The organism is Streptomyces sp. NPDC014907, assembly GCF_055562975.1.
In genome coordinates this window covers 75084-96403 of the sequence record NZ_JBVHEG010000007.1, presented here as the reverse complement: position 1 = coordinate 96403, position 21320 = coordinate 75084, and the positions used below count along the sequence as shown (strand labels likewise).

Annotated in this window: 22 protein-coding genes; 8 read left to right on the top strand and 14 right to left on the bottom strand. The window is 74.4% G+C overall.

Translation table 11 applies throughout. From position 1 onward, the window contains the following. Positions 1–1215, top strand: a complete 1215-nt coding sequence (locus ACZ3IL_RS19895) for an acyl-CoA dehydrogenase family protein (RefSeq protein ID WP_467391742.1) — start codon at positions 1–3, stop codon at positions 1213–1215. Between the two features lie 47 nt (positions 1216–1262). Here the strand turns inward: ACZ3IL_RS19895 and ACZ3IL_RS19890 are convergent, their stop codons facing one another. Both ACZ3IL_RS19890 and ACZ3IL_RS19885 read right to left on the bottom strand, forming a co-directional pair. Beyond that, positions 1263–1856 (bottom strand): TetR/AcrR family transcriptional regulator, encoded by a 594-nt coding sequence (locus tag ACZ3IL_RS19890; protein ID WP_467391741.1) that lies wholly within the window; start codon positions 1854–1856, stop codon positions 1263–1265. A 135-nt stretch (positions 1857–1991) separates the two neighbouring features. Continuing rightward, a complete protein-coding gene (locus ACZ3IL_RS19885) occupies positions 1992–2786 on the bottom strand; it encodes an SDR family oxidoreductase (RefSeq protein WP_467391740.1) in 795 nt (264 codons plus the stop codon). A gap of 176 nt (positions 2787–2962) precedes the next feature. Between ACZ3IL_RS19885 and ACZ3IL_RS19880 the strand changes: the two genes are divergently transcribed. From ACZ3IL_RS19880 to ACZ3IL_RS19870, 3 genes are all read left to right on the top strand, one after another. Continuing rightward, positions 2963–4219: an exo-beta-N-acetylmuramidase NamZ family protein gene (locus ACZ3IL_RS19880; protein WP_467391739.1), complete on the top strand. Its 1257-nt coding sequence runs from the start codon at positions 2963–2965 to the stop codon at positions 4217–4219. Between the two features lie 109 nt (positions 4220–4328). Next, the gene (locus ACZ3IL_RS19875) at positions 4329–5699 is read left to right on the top strand and encodes an erythromycin esterase family protein (RefSeq protein WP_467391738.1); all 1371 of its coding nucleotides are present in this window, start codon (positions 4329–4331) and stop codon (positions 5697–5699) included. Between the two features lie 215 nt (positions 5700–5914). Then, positions 5915–6529: a hypothetical protein gene (locus tag ACZ3IL_RS19870; RefSeq protein ID WP_467391737.1), complete on the top strand. Its 615-nt coding sequence runs from the start codon at positions 5915–5917 to the stop codon at positions 6527–6529. A 91-nt stretch (positions 6530–6620) separates the two neighbouring features. On the opposite strand, the gene soxR is transcribed toward ACZ3IL_RS19870, so the two are convergent. Beyond that, positions 6621–7100 carry a redox-sensitive transcriptional activator SoxR gene (soxR, locus tag ACZ3IL_RS19865; protein ID WP_467391736.1) on the bottom strand — a complete coding sequence of 160 codons (480 nt, stop codon included), beginning with the start codon at positions 7098–7100 and terminating at the stop codon, positions 6621–6623. Positions 7101–7319: 219 nt separating this feature from the next. On the opposite strand from soxR, the gene ACZ3IL_RS19860 reads away from it, so the two are divergent. After that, a complete protein-coding gene (locus ACZ3IL_RS19860; RefSeq protein ID WP_467391735.1) occupies positions 7320–7781 on the top strand; it encodes a MaoC family dehydratase in 462 nt (153 codons plus the stop codon). On the opposite strand, the gene ACZ3IL_RS19855 is transcribed toward ACZ3IL_RS19860, so the two are convergent. The 4 genes from ACZ3IL_RS19855 to ACZ3IL_RS19840 form a co-directional block, all read right to left on the bottom strand. Continuing rightward, positions 7772–8398, bottom strand: coding sequence for a TetR/AcrR family transcriptional regulator (locus tag ACZ3IL_RS19855; protein WP_467392042.1), 627 nt, complete (start codon positions 8396–8398; stop codon positions 7772–7774). The two genes, ACZ3IL_RS19860 and ACZ3IL_RS19855, sit on opposite strands and share 10 nt — an antisense overlap. Positions 8399–8496: 98 nt before the next feature. Next, positions 8497–9045, bottom strand: coding sequence for a hypothetical protein (locus tag ACZ3IL_RS19850; protein ID WP_467391734.1), 549 nt, complete (start codon positions 9043–9045; stop codon positions 8497–8499). 103 nt (positions 9046–9148) lie between these two features. Beyond that, entirely contained in the window at positions 9149–9436 is a 288-nt protein-coding gene (locus tag ACZ3IL_RS19845; protein ID WP_467391733.1) for a YiaA/YiaB family inner membrane protein, read from the bottom strand. A gap of 62 nt (positions 9437–9498) precedes the next feature. Beyond that, entirely contained in the window at positions 9499–10650 is a 1152-nt protein-coding gene (locus ACZ3IL_RS19840; RefSeq protein WP_467391732.1) for an acyl-CoA dehydrogenase family protein, read from the bottom strand. Between the two features lie 68 nt (positions 10651–10718). Here ACZ3IL_RS19840 and ACZ3IL_RS19835 point away from each other — a divergent pair, with 68 nt between their 5' ends. After that, positions 10719–11405, top strand: coding sequence for a TetR/AcrR family transcriptional regulator (locus ACZ3IL_RS19835; protein ID WP_467391731.1), 687 nt, complete (start codon positions 10719–10721; stop codon positions 11403–11405). Between the two features lie 315 nt (positions 11406–11720). Beyond that, a complete protein-coding gene (locus ACZ3IL_RS19830; protein ID WP_467391730.1) occupies positions 11721–12635 on the top strand; it encodes a DMT family transporter in 915 nt (304 codons plus the stop codon). A gap of 96 nt (positions 12636–12731) precedes the next feature. Here the strand turns inward: ACZ3IL_RS19830 and ACZ3IL_RS19825 are convergent, their stop codons facing one another. Next, the gene (locus ACZ3IL_RS19825) at positions 12732–13397 is read right to left on the bottom strand and encodes a TetR/AcrR family transcriptional regulator (RefSeq protein ID WP_467391729.1); all 666 of its coding nucleotides are present in this window, start codon (positions 13395–13397) and stop codon (positions 12732–12734) included. 121 nt (positions 13398–13518) lie between these two features. Between ACZ3IL_RS19825 and ACZ3IL_RS19820 the strand changes: the two genes are divergently transcribed. Further along, positions 13519–14457: a DMT family transporter gene (locus ACZ3IL_RS19820; protein ID WP_467391728.1), complete on the top strand. Its 939-nt coding sequence runs from the start codon at positions 13519–13521 to the stop codon at positions 14455–14457. A 102-nt stretch (positions 14458–14559) separates the two neighbouring features. Here the strand turns inward: ACZ3IL_RS19820 and ACZ3IL_RS19815 are convergent, their stop codons facing one another. The 6 genes from ACZ3IL_RS19815 to ACZ3IL_RS19790 form a co-directional block, all read right to left on the bottom strand. Continuing rightward, on the bottom strand, positions 14560–15642 hold the full coding sequence (locus tag ACZ3IL_RS19815; RefSeq protein WP_467392040.1) for a zinc-binding dehydrogenase: 1083 nt from the start codon (positions 15640–15642) through the stop codon (positions 14560–14562). A gap of 97 nt (positions 15643–15739) precedes the next feature. Next, a complete protein-coding gene (locus tag ACZ3IL_RS19810) occupies positions 15740–17131 on the bottom strand; it encodes an aldehyde dehydrogenase family protein (protein WP_467391727.1) in 1392 nt (463 codons plus the stop codon). A 292-nt stretch (positions 17132–17423) separates the two neighbouring features. Continuing rightward, positions 17424–18161 carry a class F sortase gene (locus ACZ3IL_RS19805; protein ID WP_467391726.1) on the bottom strand — a complete coding sequence of 246 codons (738 nt, stop codon included), beginning with the start codon at positions 18159–18161 and terminating at the stop codon, positions 17424–17426. Positions 18162–18171: 10 nt separating this feature from the next. Beyond that, positions 18172–18834 (bottom strand): hypothetical protein, encoded by a 663-nt coding sequence (locus ACZ3IL_RS19800; RefSeq protein ID WP_467391725.1) that lies wholly within the window; start codon positions 18832–18834, stop codon positions 18172–18174. A 293-nt stretch (positions 18835–19127) separates the two neighbouring features. Then, positions 19128–20603 carry a CitMHS family transporter gene (locus ACZ3IL_RS19795; protein ID WP_467391724.1) on the bottom strand — a complete coding sequence of 492 codons (1476 nt, stop codon included), beginning with the start codon at positions 20601–20603 and terminating at the stop codon, positions 19128–19130. A 169-nt stretch (positions 20604–20772) separates the two neighbouring features. Next, positions 20773–21318: a hypothetical protein gene (locus ACZ3IL_RS19790; protein WP_467392038.1), complete on the bottom strand. Its 546-nt coding sequence runs from the start codon at positions 21316–21318 to the stop codon at positions 20773–20775. Between the last annotated feature and the right edge of the window lie 2 nt (positions 21319–21320).

Sequence of the window (21320 nt, the reverse complement as noted above, 5' to 3'; positions counted from 1 at the left end):
ATGGACTTCGCGTACGACGCCCGCACCGAGGAACTGCGGGCGAAACTCCTCGCCTTCATGGACGAGCACGTGTACCCGGCCGAACGGACCGCCCACGAGCAGCGGGAGCGGCTCGCCTCGCCGTGGGACGAACCGCCGGTGGTGGCGGAGCTGAAGGCCGAGGCCAAGCGGCAGGGCCTGTGGAACCTCTTCCTCCCGGACGCGGAGTACGGGGCGGGGCTGACCAACCTCCAGTACGCGCCGCTCGCCGAGATCACCGGCCGCAGCCCGCAGCTGGCCCCGACCGCCCTCAACTGCGCCGCCCCGGACACCGGGAACATGGAACTGCTCGCCCAGTTCGGCGACGAGGCGCAGAAGAAGCGGTGGCTGGAGCCGCTTCTGTCCGGCGAGATCCGTTCGGCGTTCGCGATGACCGAGCCCGACGTCGCCTCCTCCGACGCGACGAACATCGAGACCCGGATCCGGCGTGACGGCGACTCGTACGTGATCGACGGGCGCAAGTGGTACATCTCGGGGGCGATGCACCCCGACTGCGCGGTCTTCGTCGTCATGGGCAAGACCGACCCCGACGGCGGCGACCCCCGCCGCCAGCAGTCGATGGTCCTCGTGCCGCGCGACACCCCGGGCGTCGAGGTGCGGCGCGCGATGCGGGTGTACGGGTACGAGGACCACTACCACGGCGGCCACGCCGAGGTGGTCTTCGACGGCGTCCGCGTCCCGGCGGCGAACCTCGTCGGCGAGGAGGGCGGCGGCTTCGCCATCGCCCAGGCCCGGCTGGGCCCCGGCCGCATCCACCACTGCATGCGGCTGATCGGCATGGCGGAGCGGGCGATGGAGCTGATGTGCCGGCGCGCGGTCTCCCGCACCGCCTTCGGCGAGGCGCTCGCCCGTCAGGGCGTCGTGCGGAACTGGATCGCGGACGCCCGGGTGACCATCGAGCAGCTCCGGCTCCTCGTCCTCAAGACGGCCTGGCTCATGGACACCGTCGGCAACCGGGGCGCCCACACCGAGATCCAGGCCATCAAGATCGCGACCCCGCGCGCGGTCGTGGACATCGTCGACAAGGCCGTGCAGACCCACGGGGCGGCCGGGGTGTCGCAGGACTTCCCGCTGGCCGAGCTGTGGGCGGCGGCGCGGACGCTGCGGCTCGCGGACGGGCCGGACGAGGTCCACCAGAGGTCGCTGGCGCGGCGGGAGCTGAAGAAGTACCTGTAGGGGCGGCGGGACCGCCGCGGCCGGCCGCACCCCCGGCGGGGGTGCGGTCAGGGGCGCAGGGCCCGCAGGAGGAGGTCGGCGAGGTGGCCCGCGACCTGCTCGGGGGTGAGCGGGCCGTCCGGACGGTACCAGGTGGAGAGGTGGTGCACGGAGCCGAAGTGGTAGTCGACCACGAGGTCGGCGGGGGTCGCGGAGGAGAACACGCCCGTCCGCTGGCCCTCTTCGACCAGGGCCCTGAACCGCTCGTGGTAGCGGCGCCGCTCGGCCCGTACCCGCTTGTTCTTCTCCGGGCTGAGGTGGTGCATGGAGCGGAAGAAGATCGCCGCGTCGTCCAGGTTCTCGATGGTGGTCACGACGACGTCGGCGGCGGCGGCGCGCAGCCGTTCCTCCACGGGCGCGTCGGCGCCGGCGCAGGCGTCGAGCCGTTCCTGCTGGAGGCGCAGGACGCGGGAGTAGACCTCCTGGAGGAGGTCCTCCTTGGAACCGAAGTAGTGGTAGAGGGCGCCCTTGGTGACCCCTGCGGCCTCCACGATCTCCTGGACGGAGGTGCGGTCGTAGCCCCGCTCCGCGAAGAGCCGGGTGGCGGCGGCGAGGAGTCTCTGGGGGACGGGGGCGCCGCTCCCGTCCGTCGTCCTGGCCATGCTCCGCCGCCTTCCCTGGTGCTCGTCCTGATGTGTGTGGCCGTCCCGGCACGCGTGGCCGTGACGGTGCGCGGCCGCCCTCCGTGCCGGGAACGCCGCCCCGTCCCCAGATCTTCCCATCCGCCGGGACGGGGGCTAACGGGAGCCCGCCTCCCAGGTCCGCTGGACGTGGTTCATGGTGGCGAGCCAGCGCTCGGGGTCGGTGGCCCGGTTGCGGTGGTAGCCGGCGACCTCGGGGTGGGGCAGGACGAGGAAACGGCCGTCCCCGATGGCGTCCATGAGGGCGTCCGCGACGTCCTCGGGCTCGATGGCGGTGGGGGCGAGGACGAGTTCGCCCGCGCTTCCGGCGGCGTCGAGCATGTCCGTGCGGACGCCCTGCGGGCAGATGGCGTGGACGGCGAGGCCGCGGTGCCGGTAGGTGAGGGAGAGCCATTCGGCGAAGGCGTACGCGCCGTGCTTGGAGACGCTGTACGGCGCCGCGCCGATCATGGTGAGCAGTCCGGCGGCGGAGACGGTGGAGACGAAACGGCCACTGCCGCGCTCCAGCCACTCCGGGAGCAGGGCGCGGGCGGCGCGGACGTGGGCCATGACGTTGACGTCCCAGGCGGCGGCCCAGACGTCCTCGCCGGCGAAGGCGTCCCCGGGCGAGGAGAGGCCGGCATTGGCGCACCACACGTCGACGGCGCCGCCCAGGGCCTCGCGGGCCTCGTCCACGACGGCGGAGGCGTCGCCCGGGACGGCGACGGCCCCGATCTCCCCGGCGACGGCCCGGGCGCGGCCGGCGTCGAGGTCGTTGACGACGACCCGGGCGCCCTCGGCGGCGAAGCGGCGGGCGAGGGCGGCCCCGATGCCGCCGCCCGCGCCGGTGACGACGACCCCGGCGCCCCGCAGGACGTCCGCACCCGTTCCCGTGTTCGTGTCCGCGCTCATGGGTGGCCCACCTCTCCAGGACTTTCCGGGACGACGACCCGCGCAGACTAACCGGTCGGTATGTGAGGAGGGAAGAGCGGACCCGCACGCCTCGTTCCCGGAGGCCGCCGGGAACGCTAGCGTGCGTGCCCATGTCACGTGCCCCGGCCGGGGCCGGCGATCGAGGAGGTTCGCGCATGGGTCTGTCGCGTCGGAGTCTGCTGGCCGCCGGAGGCGCCCTCGGGGCGGTGGCCGCCACCGCGCACCCCGCCCCGGCCGCTCCCCCGGGCCGGGAGACCGGACACCGGGGGGTGCGGACCGGCTTCGACCGGCTCGCGGCGGACGGGTACGCGCTCCTGTCCGGCGAGCGGGTCGGCGTCGTCACCAACCCGACCGGCGTGACCGCCGGCGCGCGGCACCTCGTGGACGTGATGCACGCCGACGAACGGGTGGACCTGGTCGCCGTCTTCGGCCCCGAGCACGGCTTCCGGGGCACCGCCCAGGCGGGCGGTTCGGAGGGCCGGTACGACGATCCGGCGACGGGGCTGCCGGTGTACGACACGTACCTGAAGAGCGGCCGGCCGCTGGCGGACGTCTTCACCGCCTCCGGGGTGGACGCCGTCGTCTTCGACATCCAGGACGTGGGCGCGCGCTTCTACACCTACATCTGGACGCTGTACGACTGCATGGAGGCGGCCGCCCTCGCCGGGAAGCGGTTCGTGGTCCTGGACCGGCCGAACCCGGTGACCGGCCGCGCGGCCCTCGGCCCCGTCCTGGACCGCGCGTTCGCCACCTTCGTGGGACGCGAGCCGATCGCGCAGGCGCACGGCATGACGGTGGCCGAGCTGGCCCGGCTCTTCAACGGCGAGTTCCTGGAGGAGCCCGTCGCCCTGGAGACCGTACGGATGACGGGGTGGCGGCGGACGGACTTCTTCGACGCCACCGGGCTGCCCTGGGTGCCGCCCAGCCCGAACATGCCGACGCCGGAGACCGCGCTCGTCTACTCCGGGACCTGCCTCTTCGAGGGCACGAACCTCTCCGAGGGGCGGGGCACCACCCGTCCCTTCGAACTCCTCGGCGCCGAGGGGGTGGACCACCGGTGGGCGGAGGCGGCGAACGCGCTCGGCCTGCCCGGGGTCCGCTTCCGCGAGGCCTACTTCGCGCCGGTCTTCTCCAAGTTCCAGGGGAGGACCGTGGGCGGGGTGCAGCTGCACGTCCACGACCGGGAGGCCTTCGACCCGGTGCGGACGGGGATCGGGCTCCTGGTCACCGCCCGCCGCACGTGGTCCGGCTTCGCCTGGCGGCCGGACCACTGGATCGACAGGCTGACCGGCTCGGCCCGGGTGCGGACCCTGATCGACGCGGGCGCGGACGCGGACGAGGTCGTCGGGGCGTGGCAGAAGGACCTGGAGGCCTTCCGGGCGGTGCGGCGGGAGTACCTGCTGTACCGCTGAGGACCGCCCGGAAGGGGGTTGTCCCCCGTGCCCCGCGGGGGCGCACGGAACGTCACGGAGGGGGGCGGGCGGGATGTCCCGGTGACGTCCCGCCCACCAGGCTGGTCCCATGCACTCCACCACGCTCCCGAAGTCCCCGGTACGGCGCCGCCTGTCCGTCGCCGGCCTGCTGCTCGCCGTCTGTCTGGGCGGTCTCGTCCCGGGGCAGGCCGGCGCCGCCGCCCTCCCCGCCGGCGCCGCCTCGGCCGTCACCGACCCGGCGCGCGAACTCGCCCGCTCCGCGCACCCCCTGGCCGATCTGCGTCCGCTCGACAGGATGATCGGCTCCGCCAAGGTCGTCGGCGTGGGCGAGGCCACCCACAGCTCGGCGGAGTTCTTCACCGCCAAACACCGGATCTTCGAGCACCTGGTGGAGCGGAAGGGGTTCACCACCTTCGCCCTGGAGGCCAACTGGTCCACCGGCCTCCTCGTCGACGAGTGGGTGCGCACCGGCCGCGGCGACATCGAGGCGATCATGCGGGACGAGTTCCAGGAGTCGTACCGCCTCTGGAACACCGAGGAGTACCTCGACCTCTTCCGCTGGATGCGGCGCCACAACCAGGCCCACCCCGGCCACCAGGTCCGCTTCATGGGCAACGACCTCGGTTACGCGGGCCCGAACCTGTTCGACGCCGTCACCTCGTACGTCTCCCGCACCCGTCCGGCGCTCCTCCCCCGGTTCCGGGAGCTGTACCGGGGGTCCCGGCCCACGGGCGGCGCCGGGGCCTGGATGAAGGGGTACATGGAGCGGCCGCTCGCCGAGCGGCGGCGGACGGCCGACGACGCGAACCGGGCGCTCGCCCTCCTGGAGCGGCAGCGGCCCGTCGGGGGCGCCGGAGCGCGGGAGGCACATGCCTGGGCCGTGCAGCACGCGCGCGCGATCGCCCAGGTCGGCACCGAGTACGCGCACGACTTCGCGACGCCGGAGGGGGTCGCGGCGGCGATGCTCCACCGCGACCGGACCATGGCCGAGAACACCGTGTGGTGGCAGCGGAGGACCGGGGACCGGATGCTGCTCTCCGCGCACAACGGGCACGTGGGGTACGTGACGCTCGACCCGGAGCACTACCCGCGCCTCCAGGGCGCCTTCCTGCGGGACGCGCTCGGCCGGGACTACGTGAGCGTGGGCGCCTCCTTCGGGCAGGGGTCCTTCAACGCGCACGACACCGGGGCACCGGGCGAGCCGCTGCGGGCCTTCACCGTCGGCCCGCTCGGGCCCGACAGCGGCGCCCACACCCTGGACCGGGTCGGGTCCGCCCCGTTCTACCTGGACCTCCGGCACACGACCCCGGCGGCACGCGACTGGCTCGGGACGACCCGGCCGTACCGGAACATCGGGACCGCGTACCCCTGGCCGGGCGACACCGTGCCCGGCCGGATCTCCGCCTCGTACGACCTCCTGATCCACTTCCCCCGGATCTCGGCGGCGCGGCTGCGCTGAAGTCCCCTCGCGCGTCCGTCTCCCGGAGCCGGCCCGGTCCGTGGGGCCGGCTCCCGGAACCGGCCGGCGGTCCCGCCGGGCACGGGGATCACGCCGTGCCCGGTGGGCCCCTCCCGTCCCGCCGGCGGCGGTCCTCCGGCCCCCGATGGAACGCGGAGCGCCTCCCGTTCGTCCCTCTGATACCGCGGAAGGACCAGCGACGGAGGTGGCGGGAGATGGCCGGTTTCCGGAGTCTCGCGAGACAGGTGCGCGATCCGGGGTGCGACACCGCGCTGCGCAGGTACTCCCTGCGCAAGTGCCTGGAGCGGTTCGCCCCGTACGGGCACCGGGCGACCTGGGACCACCTGTGCCGCAGACACAGGTTCGGGCCCGAGGACCGGGAGCTCGACCCGGGGCGGCTGGTGGCGGCGCTCGACGAACTGGAGGAGGCGCGGGCCGTCTGGCTCGCGTACGAGGAGGGGTTCGCCGCCCGGCGGCGGCGCGAGAAGCACGAGGGGCTGCGCCGGCCCGGCGCGCTCGACGACTGGCACCGCCGGGTCTGGGGCGGCAACGGCGTGGTCCGGTGCGATGACCCCGGAGTGCACCCGTCGGACCCCCTGCCCGAGGTGCTGCGACGGCTGGTCACGGCCCTGGAGCGCGGGCCGGGCGAGGCGTGCCCGGTGTGCGCGGGGCCGCGGATCGAGTGGGCCGGGCCGGGCGACGGGCACGAGCCCCGGTACGGCCCGGTGTGCGGGGACTGCGGCGTGGGCGTCCCGCGCGCGGTGCTCACGTCGGGGGCGCTGGCCCGGGCCCGGGACGGCCGCCACCGGCGGCTGGCGTCGGCGGCGTAGGGCCGGGAGCGGACGGACCGCCGGGGCCCCGGAGGGTCCCGGCGCGCCCCCGGTCGCGGACGGGGGCGGGAGCGCGGTCCGCCGCCGTCCCCTACGCCCCGTCCTCCGGGGCCGGGCGGCGCACCGGGAGGAGGCGGGAGCCCGCCATCCGCTCGCCGAAGACGTCGTCCGGGTTGGACAGGACGCAGGTCTCCAGGGAGAGACAGCCGCAGCCGATGCAGTCCGTCAGGTGGTCGCGGAGGCGGCTCAACTGCTTGATGCGCTCGTCGAGTTCGGTGCGCCAGGCCGCCGAGAGCCGGGCCCAGTCCTCGTGGGTGGGCGTGCGCTCCTCCGGGAGCCGGGCGAGCGCCTCCCTGATGGTGGCGAGGGGGATGCCGACCCGCTGCGCGGCGCGGACGAAGGCGACCCTGCGCAGGGCGTCGCGGCTGTAGCGGCGCTGGTTGCCGCTGGTGCGGCGGCTGCTGATGAGCCCCTTGGCCTCGTAGAAGTGCAGGGCGGAGACGGCGGCTCCGCTGCGGGCGGAGAGCTGGCCGACGGTGAGCTCGTGGACCTTCTCTGGAATCTGCGGCACCCCGCGACCCTAAGGGACCCGCTGCCGGACTCGGCCGGGTGGGCCCGTCCCGGGTCCGGCCGGGTGGGCCCGTCCCGCGCCCGCCCCGGTGTCCGGCCGGGCGTTGACAGCGTGCCACCCCCGCCACAATGCTGAGCAAGCGCTTGGACAGCGCGACCGGAGCGCCCGGGAACCGCAGGACCGGGAGGCCGGGAGAGCGTGACGAGAGGGAGCAGGGACATGGCCGAGCCGAGGATCTTCACCTCCGCCGAGGAGCTGCGCGCCGGGGTCGGCGAGCAGCTGGGGTACAGCGACTGGCTGGAGGTCGACCAGAAGCGGATCGACCTCTTCGCCGAGGCCACCGGGGACCACCAGTGGATCCACGTCGACCCGGAGCGCGCCGCCGCCGGGCCGTTCGGCACGACCATCGCGCACGGCTATCTGACCCTGTCGCTGCTGCCGGTGCTCGTCCCGCAGGTCCTGGCGGTCGAGAACGTGAGGATGGGCGTCAACTACGGCACCGGGAAGGTGCGCTTCCCCGCCCCCGTCCCGGTCGGGTCGCGGCTGCGCGCCACGGCCGTCCTGACGGGGGTCGAGGAGGTCGCCGGCGGGGTGCAGGTGACGGCGGCGGTGACCGTCGAGCGCGAGGGCTCCGAGAAGCCGGTCTGCGTCGCCGAGTCGATCTCCCGCTACTACTTCTGAGCGCCGACCATCCTGAGCACGAGGTCGGCGTAGAGCGCGCCGACCTCGTCGGGCGTCCGGCGGCCCTGGGTGTTGAACCAGCGCGAGACGTCGATGCAGAGGGAGAGCACGGCGACGGTGGTGCCGGAGACGTCGGGGACGTCGAACTCCCCCGCCGCGACGCCCTCCTCGATGATCCCGCGCACGGCCGCGTCGGACCGCCGGCGCAGCTCCACGATCTCGGCACGGTGCTCGGGGCCGAGGGCGTCGAGCTCGTACTGGACCACGCGGGCGGTGGTGTGGCGCTCGGCGTGCCAGCGGACGAAGGAGCGCACGGCGTCGGCGAGGCGTCCGGCGGCGGCGCCCTCGCCGTCGGCGGCGGCCCGGAGGATCTCCAGGGCCTTGTCGTGGCCGATCCGGCTGATCCGGTGGAGCAGCTCTTCCTTGGTCTTGTAGTGGATGTAGAGCGCGGCCGGGCTCATTCCGGCACGGCCGGCGATGTCCCGGGTGGTGGTGGCGTGGTAGCCGCGCTCGGCGAACGCCTCGACGGCGGCCACGAGCAGCCGCCGGGCCGCCTCGGGCGTGACCTCGCCCCAGGGCACGTCCTCGCCGCCGGGCGTCTCCTCCGCCGCGCTCATTCCGTACTCCTTCTCGGTCCCCGTCAGGACGAACACCATACAACGAGGGTGAGCAAGCGCTTAGATTCGCTCGGGGCCTCCGGCGGGGCGGGGCGGTGTCACTCCTCCGGGGACACACCCAGGTCCTGGCGCATCGTGGTCCTCATGGCCCGGAGCAGGTCCCAGACCTCCGCCTGGCCCCGGGCCGCGTCCGCCATCGTCTCGCCGGGTCCGGGTTCTCCCCGTTCGAGGCGCCTGATCCGGCCGTAGACCCCGTTCAGGGCCCTGTTGACCTCGCTCGTCCGCGCCAGCACGGCGTCGGGCGCGATCATCTGCGCTTCGGAGTGGCTGTCGCGGTGAGCCCTCTTCGCCTCCTCCAGCGCCTCCCTGTCGGCCTCCTCCACGTCCCGCTCCCGCATGACGTGCAGGTGCCTGCCGAGCGCCGTGGTGAACCGGCGCGCGTCGCGGTTGAGACCCACGTAGCACGTGCGCCGCAGGAGCAGGTTCTCCCGGGCCTCTTCCTGCTCCCGGAGCAGGGCGATCTCCCGGCGCCTCGCCCGTCCGGCGATCCGCTGGGTGAGGACCGCGCCTCCCAGCGTCCCCGCCACGCCCGTCACCGCGATGACCACGGAACCGAGATCCACGCCGCCCCCCTCGAAGCCGTCCACGCCCCGCCCCTTCCACCGCCCCCTACCCACGGCCTGCCGGCCTTCAAGCGCCGGCGCGCGGAGCGGGGCGGAGCCGGGAGCGGGACGGGGAGCGGGAACGGGCTCAGAGCTTCTGGAAGGGATCGTGCTCCGCGAGGAGCTTCTCCAGGCGGGCCTGGTCGACGCGGCTGACGATCTGTCCGGCCTCCTGGCGGTCGCGGACGACCTTGGCGAGGGTGAAGGCCGAGGTCGTGAGGTAGAGGACCGAGACGGCGAGGAAGGCCCGCACCCAGGCGCTGGCGTCGAGCTGGTAGACGCCGACGGCCACGGCCGCGATCGCGATCCCGAAGGAGATGACGGCCTGCATGTAGTAGGCGGCGGTGTTCTGCTGCTTGACCGGTGTGTCGCTCATACCGGTCAGGATCGGGCGGACACGGCGTCCGCCGCATCCGCCCGCGTACTCAGCCGGTGTACTCAGAAGGCCGAGATCCCCGTGAGCGCCCGCCCGATGATGAGCTTCTGGATCTGGCTGGTGCCTTCGTACAGGGTCATGACGCGCGCGTCGCGGACCAGCTTGCCGACCGGGTACTCGTCGATGTAGCCGTAACCGCCGAAGACCTGGAGGGCGTTGTTGGCGGCGCGGACGGCGGCCTCGGAGGCGTACAGCTTCGCCTTCGAGGCGGCGGTGGCGAAGTCCTCGCCCCGGTCGATCAGGTCGGCGACCCGCCAGGTGAGCAGCCGGGCCGCGTCCACGTCGACGGCGATGTCGCTGATGAGTTCCTGCACCAGCTGGTAGGAGGCGATGGGCTTTCCGAACTGCTCGCGTTCGCCCGCGTAGCGCAGCGCCGCGTCCAGGGCCGCCTGCGCGATGCCGACGCAGCCCGCCGCGACCGACATGCGGCCCTTGGCGAGGGCCGACATCGCGACGGCGAAGCCCTTGCCCTCGGGGCCGAGCATCGCGGCGGCCGGGACGCGGACGCCCTCGAGGACCAGTTCGGCGGTGGCCTGGCCGCGCAGGCCGAGCTTGCCGTGGACGGGGCGGCGGGTGAGGCCGGGGGCGTCGGCGGGGACGAGGAAGGCGGAGACGCCCTTGGGGCCGGGCGTGTCGTTCGTGCGGGCGAAGAGCAGCACGACGTCGGCCCAGGTGCCGTTGGTGATGAACATCTTGGTGCCGTCGACGACGTAGTCGTCGCCGTCCCGTACGGCGCGGGTGGCCAGGTTCCCGGCGTCGGAGCCGGTGCCGGGTTCGGTGAGCCCGAAGCAGCCGAGCGCCTCGCCGGAGGCGAGCCGGGGCAGCCAGGTCCGCTTCTGCTCCTCGTTCCCCCAGGCTGCGATCGTCTTGGCGACCAGGCCGAGGGAGACGGAGACGATGCCGCGCACGGAGGAGTCGCCGCGCCCCAGCTCCTCGGTCACCAGGCAGTACGCGAGGTGGTCGCCGCCCGAACCGCCGTACTCCTCCGGGACGGTGAGGCCGAGGAAGCCGACGGCGCCGAGCTTCTTCACGATCCCCCGGTCCACCTCCTCCGCGCGGTCCCACGCGGCGGCGTGCGGACTCACCTCGCGCGCCACGAAGTCCTCGGCGAGCCGCCGTACGGCCTCCTGCTCCTCGCTCAGCGCCAGATCCACCGTGCCACCTCACCCGTCCGCTTAATTACCACTGCTAGTTTTCGGATCGCAGGCCTACTATGTGGGCCATGGCCCGACCGCGCAAGCCCCTGCTCAGCCGAGACCGCATCGTCGAGACGGCGGGCGCGCTGGTCGACGCGGAGGGCCTGGCCTCCCTCTCCACGCGCCGGCTCGCGGCCGAGCTGGGGGTCAGCGGCCCCTCGCTCTACAACCACTTCCGCACCAAGGACGAGATCCTCGACGCGGTCGCGGACGCGGTGAGCGCGAAGATCGACCTGTCGATGTTCACGGAGGACGACCCCCGCGACTGGCGGACCGCCCTGCACGACTGGGCCGTCTCCTACCGGGCCGCCCTCGCGGACCACCCGCACATCGTCCCGGTCCTGGCCCAGGGCCCCGGCCGCCGGCCGGCGGGCCTGCGCGTCGCCGACGCCGTCTTCGGCGCGATGGTCCGCGCGGGCTGGCCGCCCGCCCAGGCCACGTACATCGGCGCCCTGATGCGGTACTTCGTCACCGGCTCCGCCCTCGGCTCCTTCGCCCGCGGCTTCGTGGACGACGAGACGGCCTACGACCCCGCCGACTACCCCCACCTGGGGCAGGCCCACCTCCTCGCGGAACACCGCCAGAAGGTGGACGAGGGAGCCTTCGAGACGGGCCTGCGGGCGCTCCTCGACGGGCTCGCCGCGCAGTACGCGGCCCGGGAGGACGAGCGGACCGGGCGGGGTCCCGGCACTTCGGCCGCCGCCGGAGCGTGAGCACCGCCGCGCGCGGCCGCCCCGACCGGCCCGAACGCCGGCCGCGCCTCGCGGGTCGCGGGCGCCGCGCTCTGCCGCCACGCGCTCGGCGCCGGGTGGTGCCGTACGGATCGGATCCGGGCGGGCCGTGAAGGTGACCCCGGCGGGCGAGGACGCGCCGCGGGACGGTCCGGGGATCGCTCCGGGGGCGCCGCGGTGAGGGCGGCCGGTGCTGGCTCCGGCTCCGGCTCCGGCTCCGACTCCGGCTCCGGCTCCGGCTCCGGCTCCGGGAACATTGCGGTGACCGCCGAACGGTTCGCCGCCTACCGTCGGGACATGCAGAAACAGCCCTCACGGCTCGCGTTCGCCGCGGCCGGTGTCACCGTCGTCCTGTGGGCCTCCGCCTTCGTCTCCATCCGCAGCGCGGGAGCGGCCTACTCCCCCGGCGCGCTCGCGCTCGGGCGGCTCCTCTCCGGGGTCCTGGTCCTCGGCGCCGTCCTCCTGGTGCGGAGGGAGGGGCTGCCGCCCCGGGCCGCGTGGCCGGGGATCGCGGTCTCGGGACTGCTCTGGTTCGGGGTGTACATGGTGGTGCTCAACTGGGGCGAGCAGGAGGTCGACGCGGGCACGGCCGCGATGGTCGTGAACGTCGGGCCGGTCCTGATCGCCCTGCTCGGCACGCGGTTCCTCGGGGAGTCCCTGCCGCCCCGGCTGCTCGCGGGCATGGCGGTCTCGTTCGCGGGCGCGGTGACGGTCGGCCTCTCGATGTCCCGGGACGCCTCCGGCGGCCACGCCTCGGTGCTGGGGGTCGCGCTCTGCCTGCTCGCGGCGGTGGCGTACGCGGGCGGGGTCGTCGCCCAGAAGCCGGCGCTCGCGCACGGCAGCGCGCTCCAGGTGACGACGTTCGGGTGCCTGGTGGGGGCGGTGGCGTGCCTGCCGTTCACCGGACAGCTGATCGGGGAGATGGGACGGGCGCCGCTGTCGGCGACCCTGAACATGGCCTACCTCGGGGTGTTCCCCACCGCGCTCGCGTTCACGACCTGGGCGTACGCCCTCGCCCGTACGACCGCCGGACGGATGGGCGCGACGACGTACGCCGTGCCCGCCCTCGTGGTGCTGCTCGCCTGGGCGTTCCTGGGCGAGCTGCCCGGCCCCCTCACTCTCGCCGGGGGTGTGCTGTGTCTCGCGGGCGTGGCCGTCTCCCGCTCCCGGGCGCGGACTCCCGCCGCCTCCGGGACGGCCGGATCCGCCTGACGGGCCGTACGGCCGCCACCGGTCGCTCCGCGACCGCCCGGGGCCCGGCCGCGGCGGTGGCGCGGGCGGGTCGCGGCAGCTGCCGCCGGGAAGCTCTCAGTGGCCCTCGCCCGACCGCAGCAGCTGCCGGGCGAAGGCCGCGAGCGAACGCCCGACGCGGTCGGCCGGCAGGCCGAGTTCGTGCCGCTGGAAGTGGAGGAGTTCGGGCGACAGGGGACTGAGCGCGATGTCGACCAGCGGGTCCGGGTCCTCGACCCCGTGGTCCACGAGGAGCGTCCGTACGTGGGCGCGCCAGAAGCCGTACGCGCCCGTCCGGAAGCGGGCGGCGCCCGTCTCCGCGCCCAGCGCCAGCGGCAGGTGCCGTTCGAGGAGATCGAGCATCGCCAGGTAGAACGCCGCCAGTCGCTCCCCCGCCGGGGCGCCGGGCCCGAGCGGCGGGGGGCCGTGGAGGAGCTGTTCCTGCAACCGGCGTTCGTGCGCGTCGAGCAGGGCCACGGCGACCGAGGACGGATCGGGGAAGCTCCGGTACAGCGTGGCACGGCCCACCCCGGCGGCCTTGGCGATCCGGTCCATGGTGACCGTCCTCGGGTCGCCCTCGGTGAAGAGCCGTTCGGCCGCCGTCAGGATCTGGGCGCGGTTGCGTTCCGCGTCCGCGCGCCTGCGGGGGGCGGCCGGGTGGCCGCTCCCGGCCGGGAGGTCACCGAGGAGCCCTTCGGGCCGCCGCGCGGCGATGCCGCGTCCGCGCTGCTCGTCGTCGCTCATGCCCCCGAGCCTACTTCGCCCGCACTCAAGTGGTCACCTTGTCCATTTGCGAGGAGGCGTGACATGATAAACGGACGCGCTGTCCACTTGCCCGTTCGTCGTCCCGCCCCGGGAGATCCAGATGCACACCGCGCTCCTCGCCGCGGCCCTGCTGGTCGGCTGCCTCCTGGCCGTCCAGGCCTCGGTGAACCTCCAGCTCAACTCGGCCGTCGGCACCCCGTACGGTGCCTCCACCCTCCAGCTCGGCGTCGCGACGGGCCTGCTCGTCGTCCTCGCGGCGGCGGCCGGCGCGCTCGGGGCGCTCGGCGGGCTGCCCGGCGTCGAGCCCTGGCAACTGCTCGGCGGACTGGCCAGTCCGCTCTACATCACCAGCGGCATCCTGCTGTTCCCGCGGCTCGGCGCCCTCGCGGCCGTCGGGCTCTTCGTCACCGGGCAGATGTCCGCCTCGCTCGCGCTCGACCTCTTCGGCCTCTTCGGTCTGGAGCGGAAGGGGCCCGGCGCCGGAATCGTCCTCGGCGCGGCGGCCGTCCTCGCGGGCATCGTCGTGATCATCCGGGGCATGCGGGCCGCGGCTCCTCCCGGGGCGCCGGGCACCGGCCGCGCCGGGCGCGCCGGCCTGCTCGTCCTCGGCATCGCGGCCGGTGGCGTGCTGCCGGTCCAGGGGGCGGTCAACGCCCAGCTGCGCGCCCGGCTCCAGGAACCCCTCGCCGTCGCCGTGGTCAGCTTCGCCGTGGCGACCTTCACCATCGCCGTCGTCCTGCTCGTGCTGTACGCGACCCGCCGCACCCCGGGGCCCAGGGTCGCCCCGCTGCGGAAGATGCCCTGGTGGGGGTGGATCGGCGGCGCCTGCGCCGCCGCCTACGTCACCGGCACCTTCCTGCTCATCCCGTCCATCGGCGCCGCGGTGACCGTCGCGCTCACGGTGACGGGCCAGCAGCTCACCTCGGCCCTGATCGACCACAGGGGGCTCTTCAGGCTCCCCCGGCGCCCGCTCACCCCGTCGCGCGCCCTGGGCCTCACCCTGCTGGTCGCCGGCTCCCTGACCATCCAGCTCGCCTGAGCCGGACGACCCCCTTCCCAGCCCGGACCCGCGCCTCGCGAGGCGCGACGCGCGCGGAGGGCCGCGTCGCCCCTCCCCGGGCGGCGCGGCCCTCCGCGCGTCTCAGGGGAAGACCACCAGGGCCCGGCCGCCCTTGCCCGCGATCATGTTGTCGAAGGCTCCCGGGATGCCGTCCAGGGTGATCCGTTCGGTGACGAGGGAGCCGAGGTCGAACCGGCCGGCCCTGATGTGCCCGGCGAGGACCGGCAGGTCCTCGCCGGGGTTCGAGTTGCCGTAGACGCAGCCGGCCAGGGTGCGGCCCCAGTGGAAGATCTCCAGGGCGTTGAAGGTGACCTGCTGGTCCTTGCCGCCGATGCCGACCACCGTGGTGCGGCCGCCGCGCCGGCTGGACTCCCAGGCGGCACGGATGGAGACGGCGCGGCCCGCGCACTCCACGGCCACGTCGACGCCCCGGCCCCCGGTCAGCTTCCGGATGTCCTTCGCCGTGGTCCCGGAGGCGACGACGTACTCGGTGGCTCCGGCCGCCCTCGCCAGCGCCTCCTTCTCCGGGGTGACGTCCACGGCGACGATCGTCGGGGCGCCCGCGATCCGGGCGGCCTGGAGCGCGGCGAGGCCCACGCCGCCGACGCCGAACACCGCGACGGTCTCGCCCTCCCGGACCCGGGCCGAGTGGTGGACCGCTCCCCAGCCGGTGAGGACGGCGCAGCCGAGCAGGGCGGCGTCGGCGAGCGGCACGCCGTCGGGCACGGGGAGCACGCAGCGGGCGGCGACGACCGTCTCCTCCGCGAAGGCGGCGACGTTCAGGCCGGGGTGGAGTTCGGTGCCGTCCTGGGTGCGGGCGTGGATGTTCGCGGCGCCGGTGAGGGCGTCGGCGCAGAGCCAGACCTCGCCGAGCGAGCAGGGATGGCAACGGCCGCAGGATGGAGCCCAGTTGAGGACGACCTCGTCACCGGGGGCGACGTGTGCGACGCCCTCGCCGACGGAGACCACGGTGCCGGAGCCCTCGTGGCCCAGGACGGCCGGGACCGGGACGCGCATGGTGCCGTTGGAGAGGGAGAGGTCGGAGTGGCACACGCCGGCGGCGGCGAGGCGGACCCGGACCTGGCCGGGGCCGGGTTCCGGGAGGTCGATGTCGGTTATCTCCAGGGGAGCGCCGACGGCGGGCAGGACGGCGGCGCGGATCAGGCTCACGTGCGGTGCTCCTCGGGGCTCGGAACTGTCGGGACTGCCGGACCTGCCGGAACCGGCGGGATCGTCGGGGCCGCCGGAACCGTCAAGGCCCTCAGAACTGGAGGGACTTGGTCTGGAGGTACTCGGAGAGGCCGTGCGCGCCGAGCTCGCGTCCGACGCCGGACTGCTTGTAACCGCCGAACGGCGCCAGCGGGTTGAAGCGCCCGCCGTTGATGTCGACCTGGCCGGTGTCCATGCGCCGGGCGAAGGCGACGGCCTCCTCGGGGTCGCCCCAGACGGCCCCGGCAAGACCGTAGACGGTGCCGTTGGCGATGGCGAGGGCCTCCTCCTCGTCCTCGTACCGGAGGAGCGAGACGACCGGCCCGAAGATCTCCTCCTGGGCGATGGTCATGTCCGGGGTGACGTCGGCGAAGACGGTCGGGGAGACGTAGTAGCCGGTCTCGCGCGGGGCCTCGGGGCCGCCGGCGACGAGCCGGGCGCCCTCCTCGATCCCCTTCTCGATGTAGCCACGGACGCGCTCCCGCTGCCTGGCGTTGACCAGCGGGCCGACCCGCTCGCCGGGGACGTACTTGGCGACGGCCTCGGCGGCGAGCGCGACCGCCTCCTCGTACCGGTCGGCGGGGATCAGCATGCGGGTCCAGGCGCTGCACGTCTGCCCGGAGTTGGACATGACGTTGGCGACGCCGACGGCGACGGCCTTCGGGAGGTCGGCGCTCGGCAGGATGACGTTGGCGGACTTGCCGCCGAGTTCGAGGGCGACCCGCTTGACGGCGCCGCCCGCGAGGGCGCCGATGCGGCGGCCGACGGCGGTGGAGCCGGTGAAGGAGACGAGGTCCACGTCCGGGTGCTCGGCGAGCGCCTGCCCGGCGACCGGGCCGAGACCGGTGACCAGGTTGAAGACGCCGGCGGGCAGACCGGCCTCGTGCGCGGCCTCCGCGAAGAGCTGCGCGGTGAGCGGGGTGTCCTCGGCGGGCTTGAGGACGGTGGTGCAGCCGGCGGCGAGGGCCGGGGCGACCTTGGCGACGATCTGGTGGAGCGGGTAGTTCCAGGGGGTGATCGCGGCGACGACGCCGACCGGCTCGGCGTAGACGGTGGAGTTGCCGACCTTCTCCTCGAAGGGGTGGGTGGCGGCGAGTTCGGCGTACGTGCCGGCGACGGTGATCGGCAGTCCGGCGTGGACGGCGGCGGCGAGCTGCGGCGGGGCGCCGAGTTCGGCGGTGACGGTGGCGGCGATCTCCTCGGCGCGGGCGGCGAGCGCGTCGCGCAGGGCGGCGATACGGGCCCCGCGCTCGGCGGGCGGGGTGGCGGCCCAGCCGGGCAGCGCGGCGCGGGCGGCGCGGACGGCGGCGTCGACGTCCTCGGCGGTGCCGGCCGGGACGTGGCCGATGACCTGCTCGTCCGCCGGGTTGATCACCGGGATCGTGTCCGTGGAGGAGGCGGGCCGCCACTCCCCGCCGATGTACATCGCGTCGTGCGCCTTCATCCGCTGTCTCCTCACGTTGCCGACGGGCTCGTCGTCCACCCAAACTAGCGGCGTTAGTTTTCCGGCGCCAGGGTTCCGGGACGTGCCCCGGGTCTCAGCCCCGGGGGGCGGCACACGGGAGGCCGGGGCCCGGGCCGGACGCCGTGCCGCGCCCGCACGCGCCGCCGCGCCCGGCGGGCGCGCGGGACGGCGCGGCCCGCCGGGCGCGGCGGTGAGGGACCGGCGGAGCGGCTGGGTCCGCCGGTCGGGCGTGCCGCTCCGCCGGTCGGCCGACCGGCGGAGCGCGGAGGGGTCAGATCTTCTGGGCGATGTCGGTGAGATGGGCGAAGACGACGATGTTCGCCTCGTACCCCGTCCCCCGGTCGAAGGCTCCGCCGCAGGTGAGCAGCCGCAGTTCGGGCCGCCCGGTGGCGCCGTACACCTCCTTGTCGGGGAAGGCGTTCTTGGCGTACGTCCGGACGCGGTCCACCGTGAAGACGGCGACCTTGCCGTCCGCGCGGGCGACCCGGACGGTGTTGCCGGGGCTGAGCGCGTTGAGGTTGATGAAGATGGCGGGCCCGGTGCGGGTGTCGCGGTGCCCCACGACGACGGCGGTCCCCTGCTCGCCCGGGGCGGGCCCCTTGGCGTACCAGCCGACGACCCGGGGGTTGTCGACCGGCGGGGCCGCGAGCCGGCCCGCGGCGTCGAGACCGAGGTCGGTCACGGGCGCCTCGATGGTGATGGCGGGGACCGCGACGGTGGTGGGGCGCGAACGGGGAAGCGGTGCCGCGGCGGCCCGCCGGGACCCGCCCTCCGGCCGGGGCGGGGACGCGTCCCCCGGCCGCCCCCCGGGCTTCGCGTTGTGGTCCAGGGCGGTCGGCGCCCCGGCCGCGGCCGCTTCGGAGGCGGCCGGGCCGGAGGCGGCGGGACCGGAGGCGAGGGGCGGGCCGGCCGGCTCCTCGTCGCCGGCCCACCAGAAGCCCCCGACCACCAGGACCACGGCCACCACCACGGTCCTGACGAGCCGGAACAGGCGCCGCCGCCTGCGCATGAGGCGGGACCTACGCGGCGCCATTGCTGCGGCGGCGCGAACGGCGGATCAGAACCAGCCCGGCCGTACCGGCGAGGCCGGCGGCGACGGCCGCCCCGACACCGAGACCGGAGGAGTCCTCGGCGGCGGCGAGCTCCGCGCTGCCGCCGCCGCCCGCGCCCACCGCGCCGTGCGGGGGCTTGCCGTGGCCGTTCTCCGCGCCGTTGTCGCCGTGGCCGTTCTCCGGACCGTTGTTGCCGTGGCCGGGGCGGCCGGGACCGTTGCCGTGGCAGTCGACCGTGAAGATCTTCTGCTTGCCGGTGGGGAGCGCGCCCGGGAAGGTCCAGGTGACCCGGTACTGCCCCTCCGGCAGCGTCAGCGGGTTGGTGTGGCCCATTCCGGTGGCCAGCGCGACGCGGCCGGTGAGGGTCGGGACCTCCGGGCGGGGCGGCTGCGGGGTGATCTCCCAGCTGACCTCCTGGAGGACGTCGAAGTTGAAGGCCGCGAGGTAGAACTTGCAGACCTTCGCCTCGTCGCCCAGGTCACCGTAGGGGGTGCCGACCTTGTGGACCTTGATGTCCCCGTTGTCGCCGGGGGCGGCGAACGCGGTCGGGGCGCCTGCGAGAGCGAGACCGCCGAAGGCGGCCGTGGCCGCGAGGGTGGCGGCGAGGGGACGAACGGCACGAGCGGGCATGCTGATTCCTCCGAGAAAGGACATGTCGGATGGTTCAACCGATAATCTGACTATCAGCCACCAACTGGGCGCCCCGGGGCCGACATGCCCGCGCCGCCCCTCCGAGTCGCCCGTCCGGCCCACAGCCGGAACCCGGCCCCTCGCGGGGCCGGGTCCCTTTTCCCGCCGGTGCGGGGTCCCCCTTCCCCGCCCGGAGCCGGGGCCGTTTCCGCGGCGGCACCGGGTCCGGCGTCCGGGTCGCTTCCCCGGCGCGCTGCGTCCGGTTCCTCGCCGGAGCGCGGCCCCGGCCTCCCTCAGACGATCCCGTAGAGGACCGCCGCCGCCAGGACCACCAGCGAAGTCAGCGCGGCCCACTTCACCGTGAACCGGGTGTGGTCTCCGAACTCCACCTTCGCCATGCCGACGAGGACGTACACGGCGGGCACCAGCGGGCTCGACATGTGCAGCGCCTGGCCGACGATCGACGCCCGGGCGATCTCCAGGGACGACACGCCGTGGGCCGCGCCCGCTTCCGCGAGGACGGGCAGCACGCCGAAGTAGAAGCCGTCGTTCGACATGAAGTAGGTGAGCGGAAGGCTCAGCACACCGGTGACCACGCCCATGTGGGAGCCCATGGCGTCGGGGATCGCGCCGACGAGCCAGTCGGCCATGTGCTTGACCATGCCCGTCCCGGTGAGGACGCCGGTGAAGACGGCGGCGGCGAAGACCATGCCGGAGACGTTCAGGACGTTGTCGGCGTGGGCGGCGATACGGGCCTTCTGCTCGGCCATGTTCGGGTAGTTGACGGTGAGTGCGAGGGCGGCGCCGATCAGGAAGAGCACCGGGATCGGCAGCAGTTCGAGGATCATGGCGGCGAGCAGCACCACCGTCATGCCGGCGTTGAACCAGTACAGCCGGGGGCGGAGCGTGGCCCGCTTCGGGTCCAGCCCCTGGAACCCCTCGCCATCCCCTTCACCCACCCCGGCAGAGGCAGGGGCAGGGGCAGCGACACCGGCGGCGCCGCCGGCCTCGGCTCCGGCTCCGGCCCCGGCTTTGGCGGTCGTCGCTCCGCCGAAGGCGGCCGCCTTCCCGGTCGCGCCCTCGCCGGAACCGCCGCCGGCCGTCGCGGCCAGGACCGCGTCCGGCTCCGGCACCAGGACCTCGTCGAGCGTGAGGTAGCCGACGCGCCTGCGCTCACGGCGGCCGAGGACGTACGCGAGGACGAAGACGAAGAGCAGCCCCGTGGCGAGCGCGGGAATCATCGGCACGAAGATGTCGGCGGCGTCCACCTTCAGGGCGGTCGCGGCGCGGGCGGTGGGGCCGCCCCAGGGCAGGGTGTTCATGACGCCGTTGGCGGTGGCGGCGACGCCCGTCATGACGACCAGGCTCATCCCGAGGCGCTTGTAGAGCGGATACATCGCCGAAACGGTGATCATGAACGTGGTGGAACCGTCCCCGTCCAGGGAGACGATCGCGGCGAGCACCGCCGTACCCACGACGATCCGTACGGGGTCGGCCTTGCAGAAGCGCAGGATGCCCCGGACGATCGGATCGAACAGACCGACGTCGATCATGACGCCGAAGTAGACGATCGCGAACATCAGCATCGCGGCCGTGGACGCCAGGTTGCCGACCCCCTCGATGACGTAGTCGCCGAGGTGGGCCCCCTTCCCGACCGCGACGCAGAAGAGTGCGGGAATCAGCACGAGCGCCGCGATCGGCGACATCTTCTTCGTCATGATCAGGACCAGAAAGGTCGCGATCATGGCGAAGCCGAGGACGGTCAGCATGGAGGACACCTCACGTTCACCCTTGAACTGCCGCCGAGCGGCGGTCCGGATGACCGTAGGTGCCCCCTTCCGCCGTTAACAAGGTGTTGACCCGCGAGCAATACGAGCAAAAGGAGCAGGTCAGAGCCGGGTTACGACGGGGAACGGAGCGGCCGCGAGGAGTGGCGGGTCACGACAGCGAGGGCACCAGGTAGGCATGGAGGAGCAGCCGGGTCTCGGCGATGAGGTCCGGATCGCCCTCGGGGTCCGCGCGGAAGGCGAGCCGGACGAGGGCGTCGGCGGTCTCGACCCCGACGAGGACCTTCCGGCGCAGGCCCTCGTCGGCGGAGTGACCCAGATGTTCGGCGAGCAACTCGCAGATCCGCTCGGCGACGAGGAGGTTGGGGTCGTCACCGGACGGCACGCCGGGACGGCGACCCGGGGCCGCGCCTCCGTCCGCGTCCGCGCCCCCGGCCGGCTCCGCGTCTCCCTCCGGGTCCACCTCCCCTGCCGGATCCACCTCCCCCGGGTCCGCCCCTCCCCCCGAGCCCCTCACTCTCTCCGGATCCGCCCCTCCCGCCGAGTCCTTCTCTCCCACCGGGTCCCCCCCTCCCTCCGGGTTCGCGCTTCCGCCGGGGAGCGCGCCTCCGTCCGGATTCGCGTTACCGTCCGGTCCCTCTTCGGTCATCGTCCCGGCCACTCCCCCGGCCGTGGCCCGGGGCACCTTTCCGGTCACCT

Excerpts from the sequence above, each read along its gene's own strand:
- ACZ3IL_RS19860 (WP_467391735.1), top strand. The coding sequence starts at position 7,320 with ATGGCCGAGCCGAGGATCTTCACCTCCGCCGAGGAGCTGCGCGCCGGG.
- ACZ3IL_RS19855 (WP_467392042.1), bottom strand. The coding sequence starts at position 8,398 with ATGAGCGCGGCGGAGGAGACGCCCGGCGGCGAGGACGTGCCCTGGGGC.
- ACZ3IL_RS19885 (WP_467391740.1), bottom strand. The coding sequence starts at position 2,786 with ATGAGCGCGGACACGAACACGGGAACGGGTGCGGACGTCCTGCGGGGC.
- ACZ3IL_RS19810 (WP_467391727.1), bottom strand. The coding sequence starts at position 17,131 with ATGAAGGCGCACGACGCGATGTACATCGGCGGGGAGTGGCGGCCCGCC.
- ACZ3IL_RS19800 (WP_467391725.1), bottom strand. The coding sequence starts at position 18,834 with ATGCCCGCTCGTGCCGTTCGTCCCCTCGCCGCCACCCTCGCGGCCACG.
- ACZ3IL_RS19875 (WP_467391738.1), top strand. The coding sequence starts at position 4,329 with ATGCACTCCACCACGCTCCCGAAGTCCCCGGTACGGCGCCGCCTGTCC.
- ACZ3IL_RS19830 (WP_467391730.1), top strand. The coding sequence starts at position 11,721 with ATGCAGAAACAGCCCTCACGGCTCGCGTTCGCCGCGGCCGGTGTCACC.
- ACZ3IL_RS19895 (WP_467391742.1), top strand. The coding sequence starts at position 1 with ATGGACTTCGCGTACGACGCCCGCACCGAGGAACTGCGGGCGAAACTC.
- ACZ3IL_RS19845 (WP_467391733.1), bottom strand. The coding sequence starts at position 9,436 with ATGAGCGACACACCGGTCAAGCAGCAGAACACCGCCGCCTACTACATG.
- ACZ3IL_RS19820 (WP_467391728.1), top strand. The coding sequence starts at position 13,519 with ATGCACACCGCGCTCCTCGCCGCGGCCCTGCTGGTCGGCTGCCTCCTG.
- ACZ3IL_RS19880 (WP_467391739.1), top strand. The coding sequence starts at position 2,963 with ATGGGTCTGTCGCGTCGGAGTCTGCTGGCCGCCGGAGGCGCCCTCGGG.
- ACZ3IL_RS19835 (WP_467391731.1), top strand. The coding sequence starts at position 10,719 with ATGGCCCGACCGCGCAAGCCCCTGCTCAGCCGAGACCGCATCGTCGAG.
- ACZ3IL_RS19795 (WP_467391724.1), bottom strand. The coding sequence starts at position 20,603 with ATGCTGACCGTCCTCGGCTTCGCCATGATCGCGACCTTTCTGGTCCTG.
- ACZ3IL_RS19870 (WP_467391737.1), top strand. The coding sequence starts at position 5,915 with ATGGCCGGTTTCCGGAGTCTCGCGAGACAGGTGCGCGATCCGGGGTGC.
- ACZ3IL_RS19805 (WP_467391726.1), bottom strand. The coding sequence starts at position 18,161 with ATGCGCAGGCGGCGGCGCCTGTTCCGGCTCGTCAGGACCGTGGTGGTG.
- ACZ3IL_RS19890 (WP_467391741.1), bottom strand. The coding sequence starts at position 1,856 with ATGGCCAGGACGACGGACGGGAGCGGCGCCCCCGTCCCCCAGAGACTC.
- ACZ3IL_RS19825 (WP_467391729.1), bottom strand. The coding sequence starts at position 13,397 with ATGAGCGACGACGAGCAGCGCGGACGCGGCATCGCCGCGCGGCGGCCC.